Below are 26,772 nucleotides of genomic sequence, written 5' to 3' on the forward strand. Positions count from 1 at the left end.
GCTTTAGCCCTCCACAAGTACATCTGCCTGATTTTTTACGGCATTGGCCAGATGTTGAGCCAGTGCTTTTACTTCCTGCTCATTTTCACCCTCTACCATCACACGGATGACCGGCTCAGTACCTGATTTTCTTATTAAAAGCCGTCCTCTCCCTTCAAGCTGTGCTTCAGCTTTTTCAAATTCAGCAACCAGTGCAGGAATTGAATAAGGATCAATCATTTTTTCTAAACGAATATTAATGAGTTCTTGTGGAAAAAGCTCAAAGTCTGCAACCAGTTTATCCAGAGCCTTACCCTGCTCAACCATGACAGTTAATACCTGAAGTGCAGCAATAATAGCGTCTCCTGTTGTACTCTTATCCAAGGTAAGAATATGTCCAGAAGGTTCACCGCCAATCATCCAGCCATTCTCTTCCAGTGCCTGCAATACATAGCGATCACCGACTTTGGCCCGAACAAAATCGACACCGGCTTTTTTTAATGCCAGTTCCAGTGACAGGTTACTCATCAGGGTACCGGCAATACCCGCAGGTTTCTGGCTGGTTTGTGTCGCAAGAATATACAGAATATGGTCACCATCAATCAGGTTACCAGCTTTATCTACCATAACGACCCGATCAGCATCGCCATCAAATGCAATACCAAGGTCGGCATGTGACTGTATTACTGCTTTTTGCAAGTTTTCCGGATGAGTTGAACCACATTGCTCGTTAATGTTTAGGCCGTCTGGTTCATTATATAGAGCAATAACTTTTGCCCCTAATTCGCGAAAAACAGCAGGACCTACGTTATAGGCTGCTCCATTGGCACAATCTACTACAATTTTCAGGCCACGGAGATCATGATGGTAAGGAAAGGTGGATTTACAGAATTCAATATAACGGCCAGCTGCATCTTTTACCCGGACACTCTTACCCAGATTAGCCGTATCCTCAATATGAATTTCTTTTTCCAGTTCCGCATTAATTGCTTCTTGAAGCTCGTCTGGCAATTTTTTACCCTGACTGGAAAAGAATTTAATACCATTATCGAAATAAGGATTATGCGAAGCAGAAATGACAATCCCGGCATGGGCATGTAGAGCACGCGTCAAATGGGCAATCGCGGGAGTCGGTAAAGGCCCAAGTAAATGTACATAAACGCCAGCAGCGTTAAGACCAGCCTGTAAGGCTGACTCTAAAATATACCCGGACAAACGGGTATCTTTACCTAGTACGACTAATGTTTTATCAGAAGGATTGATTCTTTTGAGTACCTTACCTGCAGCGAAACCAAGTTTTAAGGCAAATTCAGGGGTGATTGGGAGTTCACCGAATTTACCACGGATACCATCGGTTCCAAAATAGCTCATATTTTACTCACTTCTTATAGTTTATGGTTATTTAACCAAGCTGTTGCAAATTGGATTTACTTTACACCAAAACAAAAAAGCCGTCATAAAACTGACGGCTTTTTCTATAAGGATCAGGTCAGAAATAGCCCAATCATGATTTAACCCACACGGTAGTTAGGTGCTTCTTTAGTAATCGTGACATCATGTACATGAGACTCAGACATACCTGCTGCCGTAATTTTTACAAATTTAGCATTTTGGCGAAGATCATCAATTGTCACAGATCCGGTATAACCCATAGATGAACGTAAACCACCCATCATCTGGTGCACAATATTACCCATCGGGCCTTTATATGGTACACGGCCTTCTATACCTTCTGGAACCAATTTCTCGGCACCCGCTTTAGAGTCCTGGAAGTAACGGTCTGCGGACCCGGTCGCTCCAGCCATTGCTCCTAATGAACCCATACCACGATAGGCCTTATAGTAACGTCCCTGAAAGAATTCAACCTCACCTGGCGCTTCTTCAGTTCCTGCTAGCAATGAACCGACCATAATCGTACTGGCACCTGCACCAATTGCTTTGGCCATGTCACCCGAGAAACGGATACCACCATCTGCAATCAGTGGAATCTGTTCTTTAAGTGCACTGGCCACACTGTCAATTGCAGAGATCTGCGGCATACCAATACCGGCAACAATACGGGTGGTACAAATTGAACCTGGTCCAATACCTACTTTAACTGCATCTGCACCGGCATCAAGTAACGCCAGCGCAGCATCACCTGTGGCAATATTTCCACCAATGACTTGAACCTGCGGGTAGTTATTCTTGACCCAGCGGACGCGTTCAATTACACCGGCTGAGTGACCATGAGCAGTATCGACCACAATGACATCTACACCTGCCTCAACCAAGGCTTCAACACGGCTTGGTGTTTCGGCACCAGTTCCTACTGCTGCACCAACACGCAATCGGCCAAGGTCATCTTTACAGCTATTTGGATAAAGTTCAGCTTTACGGAAATCCGTTACCGTAATCAGTCCCTTAAGCGCATGCTGCTCGTCCACGACCAGTACTTTTTCAATACGGTGCTGTTGTAGTAAGGCCTGAATATTTTCTTTAGACTCGCCTTCCCGCACAGTCACCAAGCGCTCTTGTGGTGTCATAATATTACTGACAGGCTGTTCAAGATTAGTTTCAAAACGGGTATCACGGCCAGTAACAATGCCGACCACCTGGCCATCTTTAACCACAGGTACACCACTGATATTATTGGCTTGCGTAATCGCAATCAGTTCACGTACAGTGGTTTCAGGGGTAACTGTAATCGGGTCTTTAACCATACCGGCTTCAAATTTTTTGACACGGCGGACTTCTGCAGCCTGAAGTGCAATATCCATATTCTTATGCAGAATACCGATACCACCGTTCTGAGCCATGGCAATTGCCATACGTGACTCGGTTACAGTATCCATAGCTGCTGAAACAAGAGGAATATTAAGTTGAATACCGCGGGTCAAACGTGTCTTTAAGGAGACATCTTTTGGGAGAACAGTAGAGTAGGCAGGGAGTAACAAGACATCATCGAAGGTTAACGCTTCTTGAACGATGGTCAGCATAACAGTCTCACTGGTAATTTCCGTGAGCTATTATAAACAAATTTCTCCTCAAATTTCATTTTTCTCCCAGAGAATTTTTATTTCAGCGATTTCAGACCAGAGAAATCAGTATCTTCGCAGAAGCATTTTTGCCCATAGTTTTATCTATCTACTCGTTTTATTTTTATTTATGCTTAGCTAACCTGATCGTAGCTTTCATCATTGATTACCTGAGGTTCAATATTAATCAGCGGAATCATCCCATGCGCGCTTCGCGCTTTATTACACTGACTGTCACCAGCCTGAACTTCCTGGCAGCTTGAACTTCGCATACTGTAAATACTACAGCTAACCTGTTCTCCTGGCGTTCCTTCTAGTGCCTGACAACGTGGCTGGGTCTGGTTAGTCCCTCTCATGCATGAGTAAACTGGCGTAATTGGCTCTACCAGATGTTCAGGAATCTGTTCGCCTTCTGCCCAATAAAATGATACCCGGTAATAGGCACAGCAGGCACCACAGCTTAAACAGGCATTTTCATAAGTTACTTGAGACAACATTTTCTTATATTCTCGTTAGTCTAGATATTGGCTATTTCCAATAGCAGAATCTTAGAAAATGTTGTTTTTCTACTCAAGTATTTTTTAATATTTTAAGCCGGGCAGTGAAAAATACGCTCATCCATCAGATCAACGCCACACTGGAGTGTCTCAATCCAGTCCAGAAACTGTTTCACTTTTTCTTTGCCAATAAATGCACTGCCATGCTGTGGCACAATCATTTCAATATCCATTTTACGAACCATATTCACCCATAAACGGATAACCTTATTTGCACACATATAGCGCTGGTGAAAAGCTTTCATTTTAGGAATATGAGCTTCAAAGTCTTCAAGTGGCTGACTGGCATTCTCTACCATAGAAGCGCCCATATCACCTGAAAATAAAATTTTAGAAACCGGATCGTAGAACTGAAAATTACCCACTGAATGTAAAAAGTGAGCCGGAATAGCCAGTATCGCAGCATGTCCCAGCGCAATACTCTGCCCCTGATCTGGGAGCTCAACCAGACGGTCCAGCCAGTTACCTTTCATGCGGTCACTCATGAAGGCTGAGTTCAGATGGGGTAAGAAGCGTGCCCAGAGTTTTGATGCAACCACCTTGGCATCGGTATAAACCAGCCAGCGTGGCATGGAAGTAATAATATCCGGATCTTGGTGTGAAGCCATTACATAATCAAGATTGGCCAGCCGGGTGTAACGGTTTAATTCCATGGTCAGGGGAATATATGTTAAGTCGCCACCAGGGTCGAGAACCGCCGCCCGCTCATGATCAATAATCAGAAACTGATTGGCCTGTACACCTTCACCTTTAACCAGACTGGTAAAACTGATGCATTTATGTGTGCCGTTATCAAACAGTACCTGTGATGTGGTGCGATCTAAACTCATCCCCTACCCCAAATTGACTTAACAAGTTAAATTTTTAATTCCTTATTAAAATAATGGGATTCATTAAAACTTACAATAAAATAAAAAATTTAGTTTGTACTGCTCAGGCAGTTTTTTAAGTAGGCTCAAAATATAAAATACAGCCCGACCGGTATCTGCCGGGCTGTCATAAAGTTGGCTTAGAAAAAGTAATGCTGCACAATAGTAAAGATACCAATCGCCAAGAAGATAAAGGCACTAATCTTGTGAATTAGAGCTATGGGCAGCTTGTGTGCCAGCTTATCGCCAATAAACACTGCAGGTACATTAGCCAGAAGCATACCTAGCGTGGTGCCGGCTGTTACCCAGAAAATACTGTCAAAACGAGCTGCCAAGGCAACTGTAGCGATCTGGGTTTTATCACCAATTTCTGCCAAGAAGAATAATACAAATGTGGCACCAAATACTCCGTAGCGCTGCCATTTATTAATATTTTCAGTTTCATCATCCAGCTCGTCAGGAATCAGCATCCAGATTGCCATGCCAATAAAACCTGCTGCCAGAATCCACATCATTACAGTCGGGTCAACCATACGGGTAATAAATTGCCCTAATACTGCGGAAAGCCCGTGATTAATCAGCGTAGCAGCGAGAATGGCCAAAATAATAGGTAAAGGCTTACGGAAACGCGCAGCCAACAAAAGGGCCAAAAGCTGAGTTTTATCGCCCATTTCAGCCAAAGCAACAATCGCTGTTGATACAGAAAAAGCCACCATACTAGTTGGCATATTAGAGATTAAGGAGGTGAAAAAATCTGGCATGATTATTCTCTGGCTAGCGTAGTCCCATGACTTATCTCTCCCGCCAGCCATAATCAAGCAGAAAGATAAATCAAAGGTCTTGCCAACAAAAGAATTAAAGCTCGGGTTCTTTGGCTATGATGACCATGTTCTGTTGAACAATTATGTTGACCATCACCTATTTACTGGAACGTAAATAGCGGCTACTCCCCAATGAAGTAGGCCTAGTGTAAAACGAGCCAGCCAAATTTTCAAACCCCTTTTATTTTAAACCCGGATTTATACATTAATATTTTTTAATCGAGCTGATAAAAAGCCCCGCAATTGCAGGGCTTTTTATCTAGATAAGGAGATTACAGCAATAAACTGCGTATATCCTTTAACAGTTTGGTCAGCTTATTGGTAAAACGTGCTGCATCAGCACCATTAATGACCCGATGATCATAAGACAATGATAATGGCAACATCAGGCGCGGATCAAAAGACTCACCATTCCATACTGGTTGCATGGTTGCCGGAGAAATTCCCAGAATTGCCACTTGTGGCCAGTTAACCAGCGGCGTAAATGCCGTACCACCGATTGAACCCAGACTAGTAATAGTAAAGTTGGCACCTTGTAGGTCTTTTGGAGACAGCTTTTTATCACGCGCCTTCTGGCTCAGCTCCCCCAGTTCTTGTGCAATCTGACGAATAGATTTCCGGTCAGGATTATGTAGCACCGGTACAGTCAACCCATCTGGCGTAGCTACTGCAATACCCATATGAATTTCATGACGCAGCATTACTGCTTTCTGGTCATCAGCCAAATGACCTGCAAAATAAGGCTCTTCTTTTAACAGGTGAGCAACCGCCTTGGCGATAAAGGCCAAGATAGTCAGACTGATGCCTTCTTTTTTAAAGTTAGCTTTCAATTCACCACGCCATGCCTCAAGTTCGGTAATATCAGCCAGATCAAACTGGGTTACCTGAGGAATATAATTGTTGAGTGAAAGCTGTGGAACAGACACCTGCTGCAAACGTGTCATGGTTTTCAGTTCACCGCCACCAAAAGCAGTAAAATCTGGCAAAGCTGGCAAACCTGAAACTACAGGTGCTGGAGTTGAGCTTGCAGGTTTTTGCACTTCAGTCAGACGAGTTTTGACATATGCAAAAACGTCTTCCTTCATTACACGTTCATGCGGACCCGATGCCTTAACTTGTGCTAATACTACGCCCAGTTCACGAGCCAGCTTCCGTACTGCAGGCCCAGCATAAACCTTGGCATTTTCAAGTTGCTGTTCTTTACTTAACTTATCAGTGCCCTGCTGTGGAGCTGACAAAGTACCAGTATCATTTTGCGGCTTAGCTACAGTCTGTTGCGTTGCAGCATCCTGCTCTTTAACCGCTGCAGCCTGTTTAGTTTTAACCGGTTCAGATGATTTCTCTGTCTCTACTACAGCCAGTAATAGTCCCTGTTTAACGACCTGGTTTAACTCTACATGTAACGCCTTAATGATGCCGGCAGCAGAACTTGGAATCTCAACTGAAGCTTTGTCTGACTCAACCACACACAAGCTTTGCTGAGCCTCTACACGGTCACCGACTTTAACTAAAATTTCAGTGACTGTGGCTTTATCTACCCCAAGGTCCGGTACAGTGACTTCAATTTCTGTACTTTCAGCACTACTACTATTTTCAACTGATGTAGCAGCCTGCTGTTGAGATGCAGATTTTTCTGTAGCAGACTGGACGGAAGGCTTCTCTGATACAGGTTCGGCCGAACCTTCAGCGGTCCGTACAGTAATCAGCACCACACCTTCTTTAATGCTATCACCTTCTTTGACGGTAATACTTTGTACTTTGCCTGCTACAGTACTTGGTACTTCTACGGTGGCTTTGTCTGACTCAACTACTGCAATGCTCTGGTCAACCTGAATATCATCACCTACCTGAACCAGCAGCTCACCCACCAGTGCTTTCTCTACCCCAATATCAGGCAACTTAACTTCAACCGTAGCAGCTGAAGATGATTCAGATTCAGACGGTTGAGCAGCTTGGGTCGAAGAGTTTGGCTGATAGGATGAAATTTCCTGCTGAATTTCCCGGTCAGGTAATTCAGTTGGAGTATTTTCTGAAGTTTTCTGTGCTGCATCGGCTTCTTGAGCTTCAGTAACGCCACCAGATGTACCTTCTGCTTCAAGTTCAATCAATGCTGTGCCTTCAGTCACGTCATCGCCCTGATTGACCAGGATACTTTTAACTACTCCGGCTGAAGTGGCAGGCACTTCAACCGTTGCTTTATCGGATTCCAACACGACAATGCTGTCATCTACTTCAATATGGTCGCCTACTCTGACCAGAATTTCTGCAACATTCGCTTGATCTACGCCGATATCAGGTGTCTTGATTTGCATAGGGCTTAGTTCTCCTCACCTGATACTGGTTCTTGATATTCTGCAACTGTCTGGACTTCCGGATGAGCTTGAGGTGCCCAGGCTACCGGACGGTCTGTTTCCAGCTCAAAACTGGAAATAGCATCTTTAACCAGACGGTTTTCAACTTCACCTTCATCTGCCAGTTTTTTCAGAGTAGCAACCACGATATGAGCTGCATCTACACCAAAATAACTGCGAAGATTGGCGCGGGTATCAGAACGGCCATAGCCATCTGTACCTAATGTAACGTAAGGCCGGTTATCGGGCAGATAAGCGCGGATCTGTTCACTATAAGTACGCATGTGATCCGTTGCTGCAACCACGATACCATCTGTACCACGCAGCTGCTGAGAAACCCAAGATTCTCGGGTTTGTTCATTTAACGGATGCAGGCGGTTATATTCTTCACATGCCATTCCATCACGTGCCAGTTCATTGAAGCTGGTGACGCTCCAGACATTGGCATGAACCTGATATTCCTCACGCAGAATTTTAGCAGCCTTGATCACTTCACGCAGAATGACGCCTGAACCCAGTAACTGGACAGTGGCTTTATCATCTTCTTCAAGCAGGTACATCCCGCGTTTGATGCCCTCTTCTACACCCTGTGGCATTGGTGGATGTTCATAGTTTTCATTCATGAGTGTCAGGTAATAGAACACACGTTCCTGATTTACATACATGCGTTGCAAACCATCATGTACCACAACAGCCAGCTCATAACCAAAGCAAGGGTCATATGAAACACAGTTTGGAATGGTACTGGCCAGAATATGTGAATGACCATCCTGATGCTGCAAACCTTCACCATTCAGGGTAGTGCGGCCTGCAGTTGCACCCAGCAAGAAACCTTGAGCCTGCGCATCTCCTGCAGCCCAGGCAATATCACCGATACGCTGGAAACCGAACATGGAGTAATACATGTACATCGGAATCATCGGCAAATTATTAGTTGAATAGCTACTTCCCAGTGCAGCCCAGGCACTCATGGCTCCAGCTTCGTTGATACCTTCCTGAAGCATATGCCCATCTTTAGCTTCACGGTAATTCATGAGCTGTTCATTATCTTCTGGCGTATACTGTTGACCATGCGCCGCATAGATACCTAGCTGCCGGAACATACCTTCCAGGCCAAAAGTACGTGCCTCATCCGGTACGATCGGAACAACATGATCCTTAATGGCTTTTTCTTTAAGCAATGCTGAGATCAGGCGTACCATTACCATGGTGGTAGATTGCTGTTTACCATTACTGCCACGTAGAACGCTATCAAAAACTGACAGTTCTGGAATATCCAGAGCATAGCTTTCTTTGCGTCGTGCCGGTAGATAACCCCCTAGAGCTTCGCGCCGTGCCTTAAGATATTTTAGCTCGGGAGAATTTTCGCTCGGACGATAGAATGGCAATTCTTCAAGCTGTTCATCATTAAATGGTAGATTGAAGCGGTTACGAACATATTTCAGTGACTCAAGCTGCATTTTCTTGATCTGATGCGTCTTGTTTACCGCTTCAATTTCTTCAGACAGTCCATAACCTTTTACCGTTTTAGCTAAAATAACTGTCGGCTGACCTTTGGCTTTGGTGGCCTCAGCATAGGCAGCAAAGACCTTGTACGGGTCATGACCGCCACGATTCAGATTATCAATATCTTCATCGCTTAAATTCTTTACCAGCTCTTCAGCTTCCGGGTACTTACCGAAGAAGTGAGCACGCGTATAGGCTCCACCTTTAACCTGATAGCGCTGATAGTCACCATCTACTGCTTCTTCCATTGCAGCTTTTAATGCACCAGAGGTATCTTTGGCCAGTAACGGATCCCAGTGGCGACCCCACACTACCTTAATTACTCGCCAGCCTGCCCCACGGAACAGTGATTCTAGTTCTTGGATAATTTTACCATTACCACGCACCGGGCCATCCAGACGCTGCAGGTTACAGTTCACCACCCAAATCAGGTTATCGAGCTTTTCGCGACCTGCCAATGAAATCGCACCCAGACTCTCTGGCTCGTCCATCTCGCCATCACCCAAGTACGCCCAGATTTTCCGGTCTTCTTCTTTAATCAGGCCACGGTTCATCAGATATTTCTGAATATGGGCCTGATAAATTGACATGATTGGTCCCAAGCCCATAGATACTGTCGGGAATTGCCAGTAATCTGGCATCAGATAAGGATGTGGATAGCTTGGTAAACCATTTCCGCCTACTTCACGGCGAAAATTGCCGAGCTGCTCTTCAGTGAGTCGGCCTTCCAGAAATGAACGTGCGTAAATGCCCGGTGCACAATGACCTTGATAATAGATCATATCACCGCCGAAATTATCACTAGCAGCACGGAAAAAATGGTTAAAACCTACATCATACAGGGTGGCACTAGATGCAAAACTTGCCAAGTGACCACCAAGATCATCACCAGTCTTGTTAGCACGTAACACCATTGCTAAGGCATTCCAGCGAATCAGAGCGCGAATTCTTCGCTCCATATCCTGATCACCCGGCATAGCAGGCTGTTCATCTACTGAGATTGTATTGAGATATGGCGTATTGAGACGCTGAATAGGAACATGTTTAGCTATCGCGCGCTGATACAATTTTTCAAGCAGAAATGCTGCCCGCTCTGTACCCATATGCTGTAGTACTGAATCAAAAGCATCTTGCCATTCTTGTGTTTCCTGTGCGTCGGTATCACCGTAAAACGCCATAACTCACCTTTCTCTTAATCTTCCTGTCTTATCCCCTATATGTATCATGTTTTCGTGTAGAGCAGGTATCGCCGCAGGTGAATGCCATCATGGAGAATTATTCATAAGATAAATACCAAGTGACGTTTTATTACTCATAATAACAAAAAATCGCCAATATAGGCGATTTTTCATACAATTCATATTAAAAGTGGTGATACTATAATTTTATGGCAGCATAGCAAGGTAAGTTGAAGGATTCTTACGCTGGCCATCTTTGACTACTTCATAATGAAGATGCGGGCCAGTACAGCGGCCGGTACAGCCAACATTTGCAATATGTTCACCTGCTTCAACACGGTCACCTACACGGGCGACCAAACGTGAAGCATGGGCATAGCGAGTTAAGTAACCATTACCATGATTAATTTCTACATACTGGCCATAGCCTGTACCCCAGCCTGATTTGGTCACAATACCTGGGCCAGTTGCATAGATTGGAGTACCACTAGGTGCAGATAGATCCAGACCTGAATGATTTTCAGCCCGGCCACCCATAACACGGCCACCGTAATTAGAACTGACGCGTTTCATATCAGGTAGGGGATGGCTGACTAGCCATGAATAAGGATTACTGGAGCTGTAAGATGGGGTCGCTTTAGTTCCGTACTTCTTTGCTAAAGATTCATTATTCAATTCAACAGTTTTCTCGCGAAGAGTAATACTGACATTCGTGTTTGCTGGAATATTAATATCATCCGGCTGAGAATATGAACCTTGAGCCAAAGTGCGGGTAAGTTCTTCAAGACGATCTGGTGATGATGTGGTACCGTTTAATTCAACCAGATCTGCAAATGCAACTGATGCAGCTGATGCGGCGAGTGAAAACGCTAGTAAAATACGACGCGTGTGCATAAAAACCTCATTTAACTGTTCTTACTCAAGGTTCCTTGTGATCTCTTCCTTGATATCAGCTGAAACAAGCGCATAAGATTAAGACATTACTATGTGGAAAATATGTATGTCAGAACCTTTCAACGTCTTTCAACAGACAAGAAAACACCTAAAAACAGGAAACTTAACGTTTCTTAAAGCGCAAGTTGCTGAATGGCAGAAACTTACGAAACTAATTCAACCGCTATTACCCCAACCGGAACAATGGCAAGTCGTGTGTTATGAATATGGCATTTTGACGGTAACTGGTGAAAATCAAGCCTTGATTAGTCAGCTCGGCTACCTGCAAAAGCAATATATTTCTAAGTTAGCTCAACATGCTGAACTGAAAGATCTGAAACAGATCCGGCCTTATCTCAGGTCTAGACAACCTGACACTCCTGTCAGAAATGCATCTTCTCAATCACTTGCACCAGAAACACAGGAAATGTTACGAAATGCTGCTGGCTTTGTGAGCGACCCCAAGCTTAGCCAAGCCTTGCTACGTTTGGCAAGCAATAAAAAGTAACATGGCAGCAATATACAATTACTTTAGAGAAGATATTTAGAGAATTATTTCACATTTTTAGATGTTATATTATAACATAACCATATAAAGACAATGACTTATGAAAGACTTACATAAGAAATTGGGCAGTCCTCAATATCATTAAATGTTACAATTTCATAATTACTGGGATCACTCTGCACATTGCGTAGCAGCTGATTATTTAAAGCATGGCCAGACTTATAGCCATCGAATTTGGCAATGATCTGGTGTCCGAGCAGATATAGGTCACCTACTGCATCCAAGATTTTATGGCGTACAAACTCATCTGAGAAACGTAGCCCCTCTTCGTTCACTACACCAGTATCATCTACACCAATTGCATTTTCAAGACTGGCTCCTAGCGCCAGATTATTTGCTTTCAGATAATCCAGATCTTTCATAAATCCAAAAGTCCGGGCTTCACTAACTTCATATACGAAAGTTTCAGTAGAGAAGTCAATCGTGGCAGATTGGTATTCTTTAGCAAATGCAGGATGATCAAAATCAATTGTAAAATTTAACTGAAAGCCATGATGGGGGGTAAAAATAGCCTGTTTGTCATCAATCAGGGCTTCAACCGGCTTTAAAATTTTAATAAATTTCTTGGGTGCATTTTGTTCAACCAGCTCACCTTGCATGAGTAAATAAATAAATGGACCTGCACTACCATCCATAATCGGCACTTCAGAGGCTGAAACCTCCACAATCAGGTTATCAATTCCCAAGCCGGCAATTGCACTCATGACGTGCTCAATGGTTCCAACCTTGGCATTTTCCTGTACCAGGTTAGAACACATAAATGCTTCCTGGATGAGTAAGGCATCAGCAGGAATATCAACAGGAGGGTTTAGGTCAATACGACGAAATATGATGCCGCCATCAACTGTATGCGGAACAAAGTTAATCATGACTTTCTGACCGCTATGCAGTCCAATGCCACTCGCTTTGACCATACGTTTGAGGGTACGCTGTTTCAACATTCGCTTTTTGTCTTCCACCTAAAAAACCGCTATACGTTAGCATATTTAGCCATTGATAAAAAACAAAAAGGTAGTGTTTGACCACTACCTTTTGTAAAGACATCAGCTTTTGTTCAAACTAGCTGCATTTTTACTTGCGTTGCTGGTTTTTCAGGTAATCCTGAATACTCATTGGTGAGGAACGTGGCGTAGAACTTGGTGTAGAGGCTGCTGGAGCTTCTACAGCCTGACGCTTGCTAATAGCAGGCACATCATCTTCTTCAACAGAAACATGGGTGGTAGCCTGAGTACGTGCTTGAGCTGACTGGGCCTGGCGCTTTGGCTCAACGGCATCAGCAGCATTACGGGTCAAACCGGTAGCAATGACTGTAACACGAATTTCATCACGCGCATCTGGATCAAATACCGTACCAAAGAATACCTCACCATCATCCAGATCCACGATCTGGTTAACGACATCTGTAATAATCTCAGTTTCACGTAAAGTTACGTCAGCACCACCTGTAATATTAATTAGAACACCTTTGGCATTCATGATATTAACATTATCAAGTAACGGACTACGAATAGCCAGACGGGCTGCGTTCTCGGCACGATCCTGTCCACTGCTACGCCCTTCACCCATCATGGCATAGCCACGGGTACTCATTGCAGTTTTCAAGTCAGCAAAGTCAAGGTTAATGTGCCCTGGACGTACAACCAGATCAAAGATTGAACGTACTGCATTAAGCAGTACATCGTCTGCTTTTTTGTATGCATCCTGCATGGAAATATCACCAAACACACTGAGCAGGCGCTGGTTTGGAATGATAATCAGGGAATCGACATGAGCTTCAAGCGCATCAATACCCTTTTCTGCAGAACGCTGACGACGACGGCCTTCAAAGTTAAAAGGCGTGGTCACTACACCGACGGTTAAAATCCCCATCTCTTTAGCAATTTCAGCAACCACAGGTGCGGCACCTGTACCTGTTCCCCCGCCCATTCCAGCAGTCACAAAAACCATATCAGCACCTTCAAGATGCTGACGGATTACTTCGCGACTTTCTTCAGCGGCAATCTGTCCTACTTCCGGATTAGCACCTGCGCCAAGACCACGTGTACTTTGTTCGCCAAGCTGGATTTTAAATGGAGCGTTCATCCGGTCGAGAGCTTGTTTGTCGGTATTAGCACAGACAAACTTTACACCTTTGATATCGGACTGCACCATATGCTGTACAGCATTACCGCCACCACCGCCTACACCAAATACAGTGAAACGGGCCTGACCGTTGCTATCGCTTGGTTCATCTTCTATTAGTTCAAATGAGGACAACATGACCTTTAGATTTCCTAATTAAATTGTGGCAGTCACTTTAGCCCGTATACTGCCTTGATCTGTAAAAAATATTTTTTAGAATGCTGTGCAATGCTCACCTTGTCAAGTACACGGCTTTTCACTTACAACTTCCTAACAATATTCCCAAAAAACCCATACATCCTAGAAGATCGATTTTAGTTTGCTATTCAGGTTAGTCCATCCATTGGCAACCCGACTCCAGAATGGGCGTTTCTCTGTTTCTTCCGGCTCATCAACGGTTGCCTGCATTTCACTTTGGCTAAAAAGTAGCAAGCCTGAAGCAGTGGCATACATGGAGCGACGCAAAGAAGCCTGATGCTGTTCTTCTGCATACACCTGTAAAGGCGGATTACCTAAATGGGCGGATACACCTAGCATACGGCGCGCCAGATTTACCATGCCTTCGATCTGGCATGCGTCCCCTGTAAGCACGACACCGTGATACAAGCCATGAATTGCACCACTTCGTTCTAGTTCTTCTCGAATTTTAGAAAAAATTTCTTCATAGCGTGCAATAATAATTTCTGCAAGTTCAATGCGACTAATCGTTTGCGGACCATCAATCCATTGTACCTGAATCATATGATCAGGCTTTACTGCATGCAAATCAACACAACCATGTAATATTTTAATACGCTCGGCTTCTTCAGTCGTTGTTTGCAGCACAGCAGCAATATCCCGGGTAACATGCTCCCCTCCTCGCTGCAAGGTATGAACCAGTGCTAAATGACCGTCAAGATAGACCGCCAGATTGGTGGTACCTGCGCCTATATCGACCAGACAGACACCATATTCTTTTTCATCTTTCAACAGGCTGCCTTCCGATGTTGCCAAAGAAGATACCACCATCTTCTCGACCCCAATATTTGCACCTTTCATGGCCCGGTCAAGATTTTGCATAGTGCTGATTGGCATCATCATTAGCTGATAATGTCCGGTCATACTCTGTGCTGACATGTTAATCGGATTTTGTACCCATTCTGGCGTGTCATCCAGTTCAAAACCTAATGGTACAGCACTGGCCAGATAGTAGTCTGCTGTTACATGGCTTGCCTTGGCTAGTTCCAGCGCACGCACCACTTCATTGGTGCTGATAATACGTTCCGGATTGGTAACAGGGGTACGGCCAGCAGCATAGAAACTTTTTAATTCTGTACTCGGTATAGACACCCAGGCCGAGTGGATACGGCATTCCGCCATATTTTCTGCTTCTGCGACAGCATTTTTTATTGCGGCAATGACTTTATCGAGACTGACAATTTTTCCTTTATTCATACCCCGGTTGCGAGCACTCGCCATACCAATGACCTGAATATTATCCGGAGCATGGACCTTACCAATTAAAACTGAAACTTTGTGCGTCCCAATATCAATCGCAACAACCGAGGGAACAGCTTCACTCATTACTCACTACCATTTTATGTTCGTTGTTTATATTTGGCCCAATGCCTCAATCTTATAAAGCCACGTATTATGGCTTTGCCCTTATTCCGCCTGCAATGCTTGTGTCATCAATCGTTACAACAAACTGACTATTTATAATTTTAGGTGGTGCTGCACTTTTCCACTGAATAGCCAGACCATTACGATAACGCAGGTCTATTGCCGAGATTTTGTTCCACACTGGTTTTAAGTCAGTTTGTGCCAGATGACTCAAACGTTGCAGTTTACTCATAGTCTGATCTTGGTCCACGATGATACGAAGTCCAGAATCAAATTGCATAAACCAAGTCATGCGTTCTGTTAAATAAAGTTCTTTTAAACGCAAATTGACTGGTCGAAATAATTGATTGATCTCATTGTAACGGCGCATCATCACTTTGGACTGACTGGCCGGACCATGGAGTAAGGGCAATTGCTGATGACTGCTATACACCGCCTCAGTAAAAATATCACCACTGTCACTAAGCAGTCGTCCTGTTCCCCAACGGGCAATTGCATGACGTGGCATAACACGTACCCGGATGGCATTTGGCCATGCGCGTGATACGACGACTCTATCTACCCAAGATATTTCCAAGGCTTCGTCCCGGATCTGTTCCAGATCAGAGGTAAAATAGTTAGCCTGAATTACCGGGTCCAGATGTTTGACCAGCTGCTGCTGTTCGGCGTCAGAGCGTGCTCCAACTACCTGAAGTTCAGCCACAGTAGCATCTGTCATAACCCTGTATAAACCATAAACTCCTATAACCAGCATCAAGCAGGCAATTACCAGCATCAGCCACCCACCCAGATTAGTAAGCTTTTCCTTCCGGGTTGGTGGTTTTTCATGAATAGAAGTAATTGCTGCCCGTGGTTTACGGCGCATAGAAGTCGGAAGCTGAGCCATGGCTTACTGATCTACTCCATGATCTTGCAGTGTTTGCTCCAAAATCGTGACACAAAGCTGGTCAAAATCATAACCCACAGCCTTGGCTGCTTTAGGAACCAGTGAATGGCTGGTCATGCCCGGTACAGTATTGACTTCAAGCAGCCAGAAATTACCCTGTTCATCCTGCATGGCATCAATACGGCCCCAGCCTTTACAGCCCACTGCCTGAAATGCACGCAAGGCCAGCTCCTGAAGCATCTTCTCTTCAGCTTCACTTAAGCCGCAAGGAATACCATATTGCACATCATTACGATTATATTTAGCTTCATAATCATAAAACGCGACATCTTTTGGCGGCTCCAGACGGATAACTGGCAGGGCCTGGCCATTTAGCAATACGATCGTGAACTCACGGCCATTAATCCATTTTTCTGCCATGACTACAGCATCATGTTCAGTGGCCTTGGCCAAAGCTTCAGCAAAGTCTTCAGGTTTTTCTACCTTACTCATGCCAATACTTGAACCTTCATGTACCGGTTTAATGATGAATGGCAAACCAAGACTGGCAATTACCTCATCAGCATCGGCATCTTTGCTCACAATACGGTGTGGGGCTGTCGGCAGTTCACTGCCCTGCCAGACCTGCTTGGTTTTGATCTTGTCCATACCAATCGCAGAACCTTGTACCCCTGTGCCGGTATATGGAATATTTAACCACTCCAGTACACCCTGAATCTGTCCATCTTCACCGCCACGACCATGCAATACAATAAAAGCGCGGTCATAATTCACCAGTTCAGTGACACAACGTTCTTGTGGATCAAAGGCCTCGGCTTCCACCCCTGAACGTATCAATGCTTCAAGCACAGCACGACCACTATCTAACGAAACTTCTCGCTCTGCTGATTTCCCGCCAAGCAATACTGCAACTTTGCCGAATTTTAAAGCATTTGACACGTTGATATCCTTAAAGTTTTATCACTAATATTTTTTAAATGACCCAAAAGTCCTATTTCAGATAGAGCTGGTGATGAGCGAGTTCAAGTGAAATAGCCCCCACGTTACCTGCACCTTGGGTTAATAACAAGTCATTCGGTTGTAACACTTTTTGTATAACATTCTGCAGATTACCTTCGACCGGATCGATCAGGATTGGTTCAACCTCGCCACGCAGACGGATGCTGCGTGCTAGCGATCGGCTGTCCGCACCCACTATCGGCTTTTCACCAGCAGGGTAAACTTCAAGTAACAGTAACTGGTCAACCTGTGAAAGTACATCGACAAAGTCATCAAAACAGTCTCGGGTACGACTGAAGCGGTGAGGCTGGAACATCATGACCAGTCGACGGTCAGGGTGGCTCTGCCGTGCAGCCTTGATGGTAGCTTCTACCTCTTTCGGATGATGGCCATAGTCATCGACCAGCTTGACTGTACCCTGTTCCAGCCCAAACTCACCCTGAACCTGGAAACGGCGTCCCACGCCACTGAAACCTTCTAGTGCACGGCCAATTGCGGCATCGGATACACCTTCATCTGTTGCAACACCAATAGCTGCCAGTGCATTTAATACATTATGCAGGCCGGGCTGGTTAATCGTCAGGCGTAATGGCTCACGATCTTTACGTAATACCGTAAAGTGACTGCGCATGCCATCCTGTTCAACATCGACAGCGCGAATGTCATTATCTGGATTGAAGCCATAAGTTAATAATGGACGCGCGATCCGCGGCATGATTTCACGAATATTGGCATCATCCCCGCATACAACTGCCAAGCCGTAAAATGGCAGCTTGTGAAGGAACTGGATAAAGGTATCTTTCAGTACATCAAAACTACCGCCATAAGTATCCATATGGTCAGCATCGATATTGGTCACAATGGCTGCCATTGGCTCAAGATGTAAAAAGGATGCATCTGACTCATCGGCTTCAGCTACGATATAACGACTTGCTCCTAATGCAGCATTTACACCAGTACGGTTCAGCAAGCCGCCAATAACATAAGTAGGATCCATACCTTCTTCTGCCAGCATACAGGTCAGGAGACTGGTAGTTGTGGTTTTACCATGAGTCCCTGCTACTGCAATTCCATGACGGTAACGCATCAGCTCGCCCAGCATCTCGGCACGGCGTACCACTGGAATACGCTGTTCGATCGCGGCTTTGACTTCCGGGTTCTCAGGATCAATTGCGGTAGACACTACCAGTACACTGGCACCTTTAATATTATCAGCCGCATGGCCAATAAATACTTCAATACCATTTTCTTCGAGCTGAGCTGTGGTCTTCGAGGCCTTAATATCTGAGCCTGAAACGCAGTAACCCTGATTTTTAAGTACTTCGGCAATACCACACATACCTGCCCCACCAATTCCGACAAAATGAATTTGCTTGATACGGCGCATTTCAGGAATTTTAATTAATTCTTTAACTTGTTCAGCAGGAATAGAAGGAGACATAATAAACTCTATATTACAATTTTTTAATTAAATCAACCACGTGCTGAGTTGCATTCGGTTGTGCCTGTTGCCGCGCTTTGACTGCCATTTCAGTCAGTAACTGGCGGTTAAGTAAGGGCGTTAAAAGTTCTTTTAAATATTCAGGGCTCATGACGGCTTGCTGACAGATTTTGGCAGCACCCAAATCTGCTAGAAACCGGGCATTGGCAGTCTGATGATCATCTACAGCGATAGGTAAAGGTATAAATATGGCAGCCACCCCAGCAGTTGCGACTTCAGTAACAGTAAGTGCGCCAGCACGACAAATAATTAAGTCAGCATCACTATAAGCTTTGGCCATATCGGTAATGAATGGCTGTACTTCAACTTGTAAACTCGCTGGTGCTCCCTGATAGGCAGACTGGGTAAGTTCCAGCTGTTTTTGTCCACACTGATGAAATACCTTTAAAGGCATATCAAACTGTTTTAATACGGCAGGGACTCCCTCATTTAATGCTTGTGCACCTAGTGAGCCTCCCACAATTAAAATATTTAGCGGTGCCTGTGCAGCTGCACGCTGATCATAGCGCCATTTTGGATTTAGAATTTCAGCAATTTCTTTACGAACCGGATTACCGGTTGTGACCACTTTGGACTGTGGCGGAAAAGTTTCTGGAAATGCCTGACAGACTATTTTTGCAATACGAGAAAGCTGTATATTGGTAAAACCGGCTACGGCATTCTGTTCATGAATAATGACAGGTATACCCAATAAACGAGCAGCCAAGCCACCAGGTCCTGCAACATATCCACCAAAACCAGCCACCGCATCAATTTTTAGCTGCTTCATATAACGCATAGCACTAAAAGTTGCCTTTAAAATTTTAAAGGGGGCCATGAGTTTACGAAGTATGCCATTACCACGTATACCCTGAATATCAATCTGGTAAATTGGAATTTTCTGATCTTGAAGCAGGCGGTTCTCCATACCCTGAGGAGTTGCCAACCATGAAACCTGAGCACCTTCTGATTGTAATTGTTTGGCAACAGCAAGCGCAGGAAAAACATGGCCGCCTGTGCCGGCAGCCATAATCATGACATGTTTGGAAATACGTTGTTGTGAGTCAGACACGGCTTAATTCTTCAATACTAAAATAATTCGACTGGGAACCAGTTTTTTGACCGCTAATTGTAATCACAAAGTTTAAGCTTCGAAAAGTTTATTTACTTTTTTTCACCAAGCATGTCATCGTTTTTTTCTTGGAATTTTAAAGTTTAAACTAGTTTTATTATTAACCCTATATAAATTCGTATAATTATCGAGAGTTTAATTTAATTAAAGATAAAAATGTCCCTTCTCGTTCTTTATTATGATTATTCTCTTGAGTAAAGTTTTGTATAAGAGCTTTATTGATTCCAATACAAGATTAATAAAAATTAAAATTATCATATTATGCAAAAATTCTAATTTTTTTATAAAATCTCATTATAAACTATAAAAAAATTCTCTTAATATTCAAAAAAATCCCAATATTTTCATGGATGAAAAACGTGGCTCCAGCTTCTTTAAAGACTAATTTTTGCATCATTTTCGCAGGTTACCTAGCCGCTATTCACGTAGGTAAACTATCTGCGGGTTTACCCATTCTACAGCAGGAAATTGGCCTGAGTTTAACTCAGGCAGGTTTAGCACTTTCACTGGTACAAGCAGCTGGTATGTGTTTTGCTCTAAGCTTGGGCGGGCTTTCACAATATTTTGGTTTAAAAAGATGTCTTATATTGGGTTTAGTCATTCTAGGCTGTGCCAGTATGGGCAGTTTATGGATTAACGATCTTTATAGCCTGTTTATTTTCCGTTTTATTGAAGGTGTTGGCTTCCTTTTTATCACTTTATGTGCTTCAACTTTGCTTAAACAGCTGAGTACGCCTGAATCACTTAACCTGAAAATGGGGCTATGGGGATCCTATATGGGATTAGGTGTGGGTCTCGCCCTGCTGTTTATACCATTCCTGTTAGAGTTCTGGAGCTGGCAGCAGATCTGGAATATGCTTGGCTTATCTTGCCTGCTGCTGGCGGCTGTCGTGTACCTACAGTTACCGCCTATCAACAAAATACAAAATAGCTCCTTCCCTTTATTCATTAAGCTTTTGAGAACAACCTTAAGTCATCCGCCTGTACTGATCTTGGCTCTTATTTTTGCCTGCTATACCAGTCAATAGCTGACAGTAATTGGCTTTTTACCGACATTGTATCTTGATGAGCAAATTAATCTAAAAGTTGCCGGAACACTGACTGCTCTTGTTTCAGTCTCTAATATTTTAGGTACGTTTGCTTCCGGTTTTTTATTACATCGTGGTCTGGCACCTGTACGGCTCATTAGCACAGGTTTTATACTTATGGTCATGATGTGCTGGCTGGCTTTCTCTACTTATTTTAATTTGTCTTTTGGTCTGAAATATCTAGCTATCATGGTATTTTCAATATTGGGAGGTTTTATTCCCACTACTATTTTTGCCATTAGTCTGCATTATGCACCACAGCCAAATGCCACAGCAGCCAGTATCGGGTTAGTCCTGCAAGTCTCTGCTTTTGCACAACTTACTGTTCCCCCACTGACTGCAGCCTTAATTTCTTATACTCAGCTCTGGAGCATGATTGCTTGGGTCAGTACGATTCTCTCTGTGCTTGGTCTGATCTTGACCATACAATTATTTCAGCGCTATCCCTATAGAATATAAAGAAGCCCAGATCTGGGCTTCTTTATATTTCCAGTTTTAAGCTGAGGGGCTATTTTCCAGAACTTCAAACAGATCATCCGCAATTGAAGTACCAAACTGGTTATCAATTTCGCGAATACAGGTTGGACTGGTAACGTTAATTTCAGTCACATAATTACCAATAACGTCAAGGCCTACAAAGATCAGGCCCTTCTCCCTCAGGTAAGGTCCAACTTTAGCTGCAATTACTTTATCATTTTCAGTTAAGGGACGGGCCTCGCCCAAACCGCCTGCTGCCAGATTACCGCGTACTTCACCATTTTGTGGAATACGCGCCAAGCAGTATGGTACAGGCTCTCCATTGATCATTAAAATACGTTTATCACCATCAACAATTTCCGGAATATAACGCTGTGCCATAATTGGCTGTTGTCCGAGTTGAGTCAGCATTTCTAGTGTGGAACCAATATTGGCTCCTGTCGCACTTAAGCGGAAAATTCCAGCGCCGCCCATACCATCAAGTGGTTTGACAATCACATCCTGATGTTCTGCAATAAATTCACGAATCAGCTGTTGCTGTGAGGTCACCAGGGTTGGCACCTGCAATTCTGGAAACTGAGTTGCAAACAGTTTTTCGTTACAGTCGCGCAGGCTCTGCGGTTTATTGACAATACGTGCACCTTCCTGCTCTGCCTGCTCCAAAATATAAGTTGTATAGACGAAGTTCATGTCAAATGGCGGATCTTTACGCATCAATACCACATCATAGGCTGCGATTGATTCTTTTTGTTTTTCGCCTAACTCGTAGTAATGATTATAGTCTTCAAATACCTTTAAAGGAGAAATCAGGCCCCAGGCTTTACCCTGATCAATGTATAAGTCTTGCTGTAATGCATAACCGAGTTCATGGCCACGACGGCTGGCTGCCCATAGCATAGCCATGGTTGAGTCCTTTTTCAGATTTACATTTTCAATAGGATCCATCACAACAAGTACGCGCATCTGTCTTTGCTCTATCAATTTTTAATCCAGAAAAGTATAGCGGAGATTAACTGTGCTTTTTTCTCAATTTTAGTAAAGCTTTTATTTCATGTTAAATATCTTTATAAAAAGGGTCAGTATATAAAACCCTGTCAGACCTTAATATTATTAATTATTTTTAGTTCCTCTATATGGGCTAATTTTTCCAGGTGATCAAAACGGAATAAAGAACTCAAACTGGTCAGGAGTTATAACTTTATTTGATTGAATAGAAGAATAAAGCCCTATTATAAATAGGGCTTTAAAAAGCTTAAACTTTTCGACTGAATATCAGATCCCATATTTCATTCGATAGGCTTCCATTTTTGAAAGTGCCACCTTATCGCCCTTCGTTTCTAGATAATTCATCAAGTCTTTCATCGTAATCAATGCATGTACAGGAATCTCCAGCTCCTTCTGCACTTCCTGAATTGCAGAGAGTTCACCCTGACCTTTTTCTTGGCGATCAAGAGCAACCAGTACGCCGGCAATTGATGCACCCGCATTTTTAAGGATAGTTACTACTTCACGGATGGCTGTGCCAGCAGTAATCACGTCATCAATAATCCAGACTTTTTTTCCTTGTACTGAAGCACCTACCAGTACTCCACCTTCGCCATGATCCTTGGCTTCTTTACGGTTAAAGCCCCATGGCACACTTACACCATGATTTTGTGACAAAGCCACAGCTGTAGCGGCCACAAATGGAATCCCTTTATAGGCTGGCCCGAAAATTACTTCTACCTGATTGCATTCTGTCAGCTTGTCAGCATAACCTGCTGCCAGTAATGACAATGCTTCGCCATCATTAAGTAAACCTGCGTTAAAAAAATAAGGACTCACACGGCCTGATTTTAAAGTAAACTCACCAAATTTAAGCACACCACGTGATAAGGCAAGTTCGATGAAAGCTTGCGGGTTAAATTGCACAGGCGTTGTCATGAGGTGCTCCAAATTTTTAGATTGAGGTAAGACTTGCGCATGATACCAAAGAGTAGCTATCCAGGTGATCAAAAAATTCTACGTGTGGTTTCAATTAACGTAAACGGTTTACGTTCCTCAGTGACTAAAGGCCTGCTGGAATGGTTGGAACAGTCTGATGCTGATGTAATTTGCATGCAGGAGAGCCGGATTACCCATGCGCAGTGGACCGATAAATTTAAACCAGAAGGCTGGTACACGCATCTGTTTCCAGCTGAGCGTCCAGGCTATGCTGGAACTGCGATCTATAGCCGCCTGCCTTTTATTTCAGTTAAAGATGGCCTAGGTTTTGAACTGGCTGACAGCCAAGGCCGCTTTGTTACAGCTGAATTTGATTTAGGATTCGGCTATCCGGTTTATATCTGTTCACTTTACTTACCATCAGGTTCATCTGGTGATGAAGCACAGGCACGTAAAGATTACTTTTTAGAAGAGTATCAAAAAATCCTTAAGCAGTGGCGAGAGGAAGGCAAATCTATCATTATCTGTGGGGATTATAATATCGTACATAAACGTATTGATATTAAAAACTGGTCAGGTAACCAGAAGTCCTCCGGATGTTTACCTCATGAACGGGCCTGGCTGGACCATATCTATGATGAACTGGGTTATGTAGATACATTCCGTGAAGTTCGTCCAGAAGCAGAACTTTATTCGTGGTGGTCCAACCGTGGTCAGGCCCGTGCTAAAAATGTAGGTTGGCGAATTGATTACCAAGCTTGTTCACCAGACTGGAAAAACCGTACAGTCAATGCCTGGGTATATAAAGAACAATGGTTTAGTGATCATGCACCAGTCATAATCGACTATAAAATAAACTAAATTAGTGTACACATGTAAACTCAATGTGAGTTTTTGTCCTACATGATTTGTAGTTATTGTTTCTTTTTATTACAGCTGCTTAAGCGCATTATACCGCTACGGCACAAGGATGGGTCAGGATGACACGAAAAGGATCGGAAGCCGTAGGATGAAGAAAATAATCTAAATGATTTAGCTTATTTTTTAAGGAAATGACAATGGACGTTAGCTTGAGACCCGCATGATCAGGATGATTAAATGTGGGTTTTCTCTATTTTAGGACCCTCATTTTATAAAACTCTCTTGATCCATATATTTTTAAATCTTACTTCTTTATTAAATTATTTTAAGTCTTTCATGTGACAGTCCTGTGTCACTTTCATAAAACTTTAATTTTAATCGAATAGCCAATACTAGTAATTTTAGCTAACCTTTAGTCTTGTCGAAAAGGTTAAAAAAGATAGTAATATGCTGAAAATTTATGGAATTAAAAATTGCAGTTCAATGAAAAAAGCGTTTGATCTGCTCAATGAACTAAACTTGCCCTATGAATTTCATGATTATAAAAAACAGGGAATAGATAAAGAGACTCTCAAGGAATGGCTGGAGCAGATGGGAGCTGATGTAATTCTTAATAAAAAAGGAACCACTTGGCGAAAACTTTCGGAAACAGAGCAGCAGAAAGCCCTAGAGAGTGAAGAGCAGCTGCTTCAAACCTTAATCACCCATACCAGCTTGGTCAAACGTCCGGTATTAAAAACACCACAAGGCTATGTGGTAGGTTTTGATGAATTTTCTTATCGAACGCTTGCTGAGAGAAGCTAAGTTTAAAATATAAAACTCCCGGTAATTTGCCGGGAGTTTTATGGAATTTGACTTCAATTCAAGCTTAGTTAGCGCGAACCCAAGTCTGGTTACGGCCTAGAGCTGATACACCGATATAACCACGCAATTTCAGTTTTTTACCACCTTCAGCCAGCTCACCTTTCAGTTTATAGGTTTTACCTGACTGCGGATCAAGAATGGTACCGCCATCATATTTATTGGTACCTACACTTTTCAGGTTATGAACAATGGTTAAACCTTTAAGTGACTTGTTTTTGTATGGACCTTCACATTTCGTACAGGCATTTTCCTCACCTTTGGTGAGTACATTCTGAATAGATGCTGTCAGAGTTCCATTTTTCTGTTCAGTAAACTTGACTAAGGCTTTCGCTTGATTAGTCTGGTCGTCTATCGTTTTCCATACTGTACCATTAAGCGGATCAGCTGCATTTGCCAAAGCAGTCACGCTGAACAGTCCTAACACAATTGCGATTTTTTTCATTTTTCTAGCTTCCCTTGTCCTGCACTAGTCGACCACCCTAGTATTAAAGAAGTCACAACAAGAATTCAACTTTTGAATGTGACCGTTTAGTGTACGCTTGTAAAAACTGTCGGTAAATACACTTCAATAAAAATAGTAAATCACCATAATGGAAAAAGTATGAAGATTGACCCAATTTTTAAACAATTTTTAGCCGAGTCACTGCTGAAATCGCTGGTACGTAAACCCAGCCAATTTGCTCTTCCTCTTCCTGTACTGCGTACTGCGTTTAATCAGTTGGGCCGAGTCTTTCCCAAAAATCCTGAAGTCGAGATCCGGGCACTCCGGTTAGCCGGTGTTCGCGCAGAAGAAATCAAGCCTCAACCTAATGCTACCCAGATGATTCTACATATTCATGGTGGTGCTTTCTTTTTAGGAGGTTTGGCTACTCACCGGTCTTTTATGACTGAGCTTGCTGCCCGAACCCAGATGCAGGTCGTTCATATTGACTATCCTTTGGCACCAGAGCATCCATACCCCGAAGCTCTGGAAGCTGTATATGATATTTACCAGACTCTACTCGACCAAGATATTCAGCCCAAAGATATTATTTTGTCAGGTGATTCTTGTGGAGCTAATCTTGCATTAGCACTGATTTTACGACTCAAGCAGAATGAACAACCATTGCCGAGTGCACTGGTACTTATGTCACCATTTCTGGATCTGACCTTGACCAGTGAATCCTTACGCTACAACCGTAAACTTGATGCATTATTATCAGTCGAATTACTAGAACGGGGTATTGAATACTATGTACCGCCTTCAATAGATACAGCAGATCCACAGGTTTCACCCTTATTTGGTGACTTCAGCGGTTTACCCCCAACTCTGGTTCAAGTCGGTTCTAAAGAAATTCTGCTAGATGATGCACAGCGTTTTAAGGAAAAGGCCGAAGCTGCTGGAGTTGAGGTAGATTTTAAAATTTATACGGGTATGTGGCATAACTTTTCAATGTTCAGCGCCTGGTTTGATGAAAGTAAACAGGCACTCGCTGACCTATCTGAATTTGCACATCGAATTGATCGCAGCTGATTTTTAATAAAATCAGAAAGATAGTGTCATTTTATTATTCAATAGGA

Annotated in this window: 22 protein-coding genes, 1 pseudogene and 1 riboswitch; of the genes and pseudogenes, 5 read left to right on the forward strand and 18 right to left on the reverse strand. The window is 43.4% G+C overall.

Annotated elements, in window-relative coordinates; translation table 11 throughout:
- Nucleotides 1–3: 3 nt before the first annotated feature.
- The 8 genes from glmM to J502_RS04660 all read right to left on the reverse strand — a co-directional run bounded on the left by glmM (nt 4) and on the right by J502_RS04660 (nt 11,172).
- Nucleotides 4–1,350: a phosphoglucosamine mutase gene (gene glmM, locus J502_RS04625; RefSeq protein WP_034683287.1), complete on the reverse strand. Its 1,347-nt coding sequence runs from the start codon at nt 1,348–1,350 to the stop codon at nt 4–6.
- Between the two features lie 140 nt (nt 1,351–1,490).
- A complete protein-coding gene (gene guaB, locus J502_RS04630; RefSeq protein WP_026444012.1) occupies nt 1,491–2,957 on the reverse strand; it encodes an IMP dehydrogenase in 1,467 nt (488 codons plus the stop codon).
- Between the two features lie 173 nt (nt 2,958–3,130).
- A complete protein-coding gene (locus J502_RS04635) occupies nt 3,131–3,493 on the reverse strand; it encodes a YkgJ family cysteine cluster protein (RefSeq protein ID WP_005405189.1) in 363 nt (120 codons plus the stop codon).
- Between the two features lie 92 nt (nt 3,494–3,585).
- The gene (locus J502_RS04640) at nt 3,586–4,383 is read right to left on the reverse strand and encodes an oxygen-binding di-iron domain-containing protein (protein ID WP_005405190.1); all 798 of its coding nucleotides are present in this window, start codon (nt 4,381–4,383) and stop codon (nt 3,586–3,588) included.
- Nucleotides 4,384–4,562: 179 nt separating this feature from the next.
- The gene (locus J502_RS04645) at nt 4,563–5,138 is read right to left on the reverse strand and encodes a TMEM165/GDT1 family protein (protein WP_034683328.1); all 576 of its coding nucleotides are present in this window, start codon (nt 5,136–5,138) and stop codon (nt 4,563–4,565) included.
- Between the two features lie 90 nt (nt 5,139–5,228).
- Nucleotides 5,229–5,386: riboswitch (yybP-ykoY riboswitch) on the reverse strand.
- Between the two features lie 129 nt (nt 5,387–5,515).
- Complete coding sequence (locus tag J502_RS04650) at nt 5,516–7,555, reverse strand: 2-oxo acid dehydrogenase subunit E2 (RefSeq protein ID WP_034683290.1); 2,040 nt, start codon at nt 7,553–7,555, stop codon at nt 5,516–5,518.
- 5 nt (nt 7,556–7,560) lie between these two features.
- Entirely contained in the window at nt 7,561–10,278 is a 2,718-nt protein-coding gene (gene aceE, locus J502_RS04655) for a pyruvate dehydrogenase (acetyl-transferring), homodimeric type (protein ID WP_005017845.1), read from the reverse strand.
- A gap of 207 nt (nt 10,279–10,485) precedes the next feature.
- On the reverse strand, nt 10,486–11,172 hold the full coding sequence (locus J502_RS04660) for a M23 family metallopeptidase (protein ID WP_005024046.1): 687 nt from the start codon (nt 11,170–11,172) through the stop codon (nt 10,486–10,488).
- A 106-nt stretch (nt 11,173–11,278) separates the two neighbouring features.
- Here J502_RS04660 and J502_RS04665 point away from each other — a divergent pair, with 106 nt between their 5' ends.
- Nucleotides 11,279–11,719: a DciA family protein gene (locus J502_RS04665; protein WP_034683293.1), complete on the forward strand. Its 441-nt coding sequence runs from the start codon at nt 11,279–11,281 to the stop codon at nt 11,717–11,719.
- A 98-nt stretch (nt 11,720–11,817) separates the two neighbouring features.
- Here the strand turns inward: J502_RS04665 and lpxC are convergent, their stop codons facing one another.
- From lpxC to murG, 7 genes are all read right to left on the reverse strand, one after another.
- Nucleotides 11,818–12,720: a UDP-3-O-acyl-N-acetylglucosamine deacetylase gene (gene lpxC / locus J502_RS04670; protein WP_005024044.1), complete on the reverse strand. Its 903-nt coding sequence runs from the start codon at nt 12,718–12,720 to the stop codon at nt 11,818–11,820.
- A gap of 130 nt (nt 12,721–12,850) precedes the next feature.
- Nucleotides 12,851–14,035, reverse strand: a complete 1,185-nt coding sequence (ftsZ, locus tag J502_RS04675; protein WP_005404658.1) for a cell division protein FtsZ — start codon at nt 14,033–14,035, stop codon at nt 12,851–12,853.
- Nucleotides 14,036–14,200: 165 nt separating this feature from the next.
- The gene (gene ftsA / locus J502_RS04680) at nt 14,201–15,463 is read right to left on the reverse strand and encodes a cell division protein FtsA (RefSeq protein WP_034683295.1); all 1,263 of its coding nucleotides are present in this window, start codon (nt 15,461–15,463) and stop codon (nt 14,201–14,203) included.
- Between the two features lie 67 nt (nt 15,464–15,530).
- Entirely contained in the window at nt 15,531–16,388 is an 858-nt protein-coding gene (locus tag J502_RS04685) for a cell division protein FtsQ/DivIB (RefSeq protein ID WP_005017833.1), read from the reverse strand.
- Between the two features lie 3 nt (nt 16,389–16,391).
- Complete coding sequence (locus J502_RS04690; protein ID WP_034683296.1) at nt 16,392–17,327, reverse strand: D-alanine--D-alanine ligase; 936 nt, start codon at nt 17,325–17,327, stop codon at nt 16,392–16,394.
- A 52-nt stretch (nt 17,328–17,379) separates the two neighbouring features.
- Nucleotides 17,380–18,828 carry a UDP-N-acetylmuramate--L-alanine ligase gene (murC, locus tag J502_RS04695; RefSeq protein ID WP_005017818.1) on the reverse strand — a complete coding sequence of 483 codons (1,449 nt, stop codon included), beginning with the start codon at nt 18,826–18,828 and terminating at the stop codon, nt 17,380–17,382.
- Between the two features lie 13 nt (nt 18,829–18,841).
- Nucleotides 18,842–19,939 (reverse strand): undecaprenyldiphospho-muramoylpentapeptide beta-N-acetylglucosaminyltransferase, encoded by a 1,098-nt coding sequence (murG, locus tag J502_RS04700; protein WP_034683297.1) that lies wholly within the window; start codon nt 19,937–19,939, stop codon nt 18,842–18,844.
- 410 nt (nt 19,940–20,349) lie between these two features.
- On the opposite strand from murG, the pseudogene J502_RS16810 reads away from it, so the two are divergent.
- Nucleotides 20,350–21,546 (forward strand): annotated as a pseudogene (locus J502_RS16810) (MFS transporter).
- A 36-nt stretch (nt 21,547–21,582) separates the two neighbouring features.
- Here the strand turns inward: J502_RS16810 and gshB are convergent.
- Nucleotides 21,583–22,527, reverse strand: a complete 945-nt coding sequence (gene gshB, locus J502_RS04710) for a glutathione synthase (protein ID WP_005017805.1) — start codon at nt 22,525–22,527, stop codon at nt 21,583–21,585.
- Nucleotides 22,528–22,836: 309 nt separating this feature from the next.
- Nucleotides 22,837–23,487 (reverse strand): orotate phosphoribosyltransferase, encoded by a 651-nt coding sequence (gene pyrE / locus J502_RS04715; RefSeq protein ID WP_005407164.1) that lies wholly within the window; start codon nt 23,485–23,487, stop codon nt 22,837–22,839.
- Between the two features lie 39 nt (nt 23,488–23,526).
- Between pyrE and J502_RS04720 the strand changes: the two genes are divergently transcribed.
- Nucleotides 23,527–24,348: an exodeoxyribonuclease III gene (locus J502_RS04720; RefSeq protein WP_005017802.1), complete on the forward strand. Its 822-nt coding sequence runs from the start codon at nt 23,527–23,529 to the stop codon at nt 24,346–24,348.
- A gap of 447 nt (nt 24,349–24,795) precedes the next feature.
- Entirely contained in the window at nt 24,796–25,152 is a 357-nt protein-coding gene (locus J502_RS04725) for a Spx/MgsR family RNA polymerase-binding regulatory protein (RefSeq protein WP_005404660.1), read from the forward strand.
- Between the two features lie 64 nt (nt 25,153–25,216).
- On the opposite strand, the gene J502_RS04730 is transcribed toward J502_RS04725, so the two are convergent.
- The gene (locus J502_RS04730) at nt 25,217–25,654 is read right to left on the reverse strand and encodes a DUF2147 domain-containing protein (RefSeq protein WP_005017798.1); all 438 of its coding nucleotides are present in this window, start codon (nt 25,652–25,654) and stop codon (nt 25,217–25,219) included.
- A gap of 159 nt (nt 25,655–25,813) precedes the next feature.
- Between J502_RS04730 and J502_RS04735 the strand changes: the two genes are divergently transcribed.
- Nucleotides 25,814–26,725, forward strand: a complete 912-nt coding sequence (locus J502_RS04735; protein ID WP_005017796.1) for an alpha/beta hydrolase — start codon at nt 25,814–25,816, stop codon at nt 26,723–26,725.
- The last annotated feature ends 47 nt before the right edge of the window (nt 26,726–26,772 follow it).

This window comes from Acinetobacter sp. 1294596 (genome assembly GCF_000582925.1).
In the GTDB taxonomy this organism is placed as follows: Bacteria; Pseudomonadota; Gammaproteobacteria; order Pseudomonadales; family Moraxellaceae; genus Acinetobacter; species Acinetobacter radioresistens.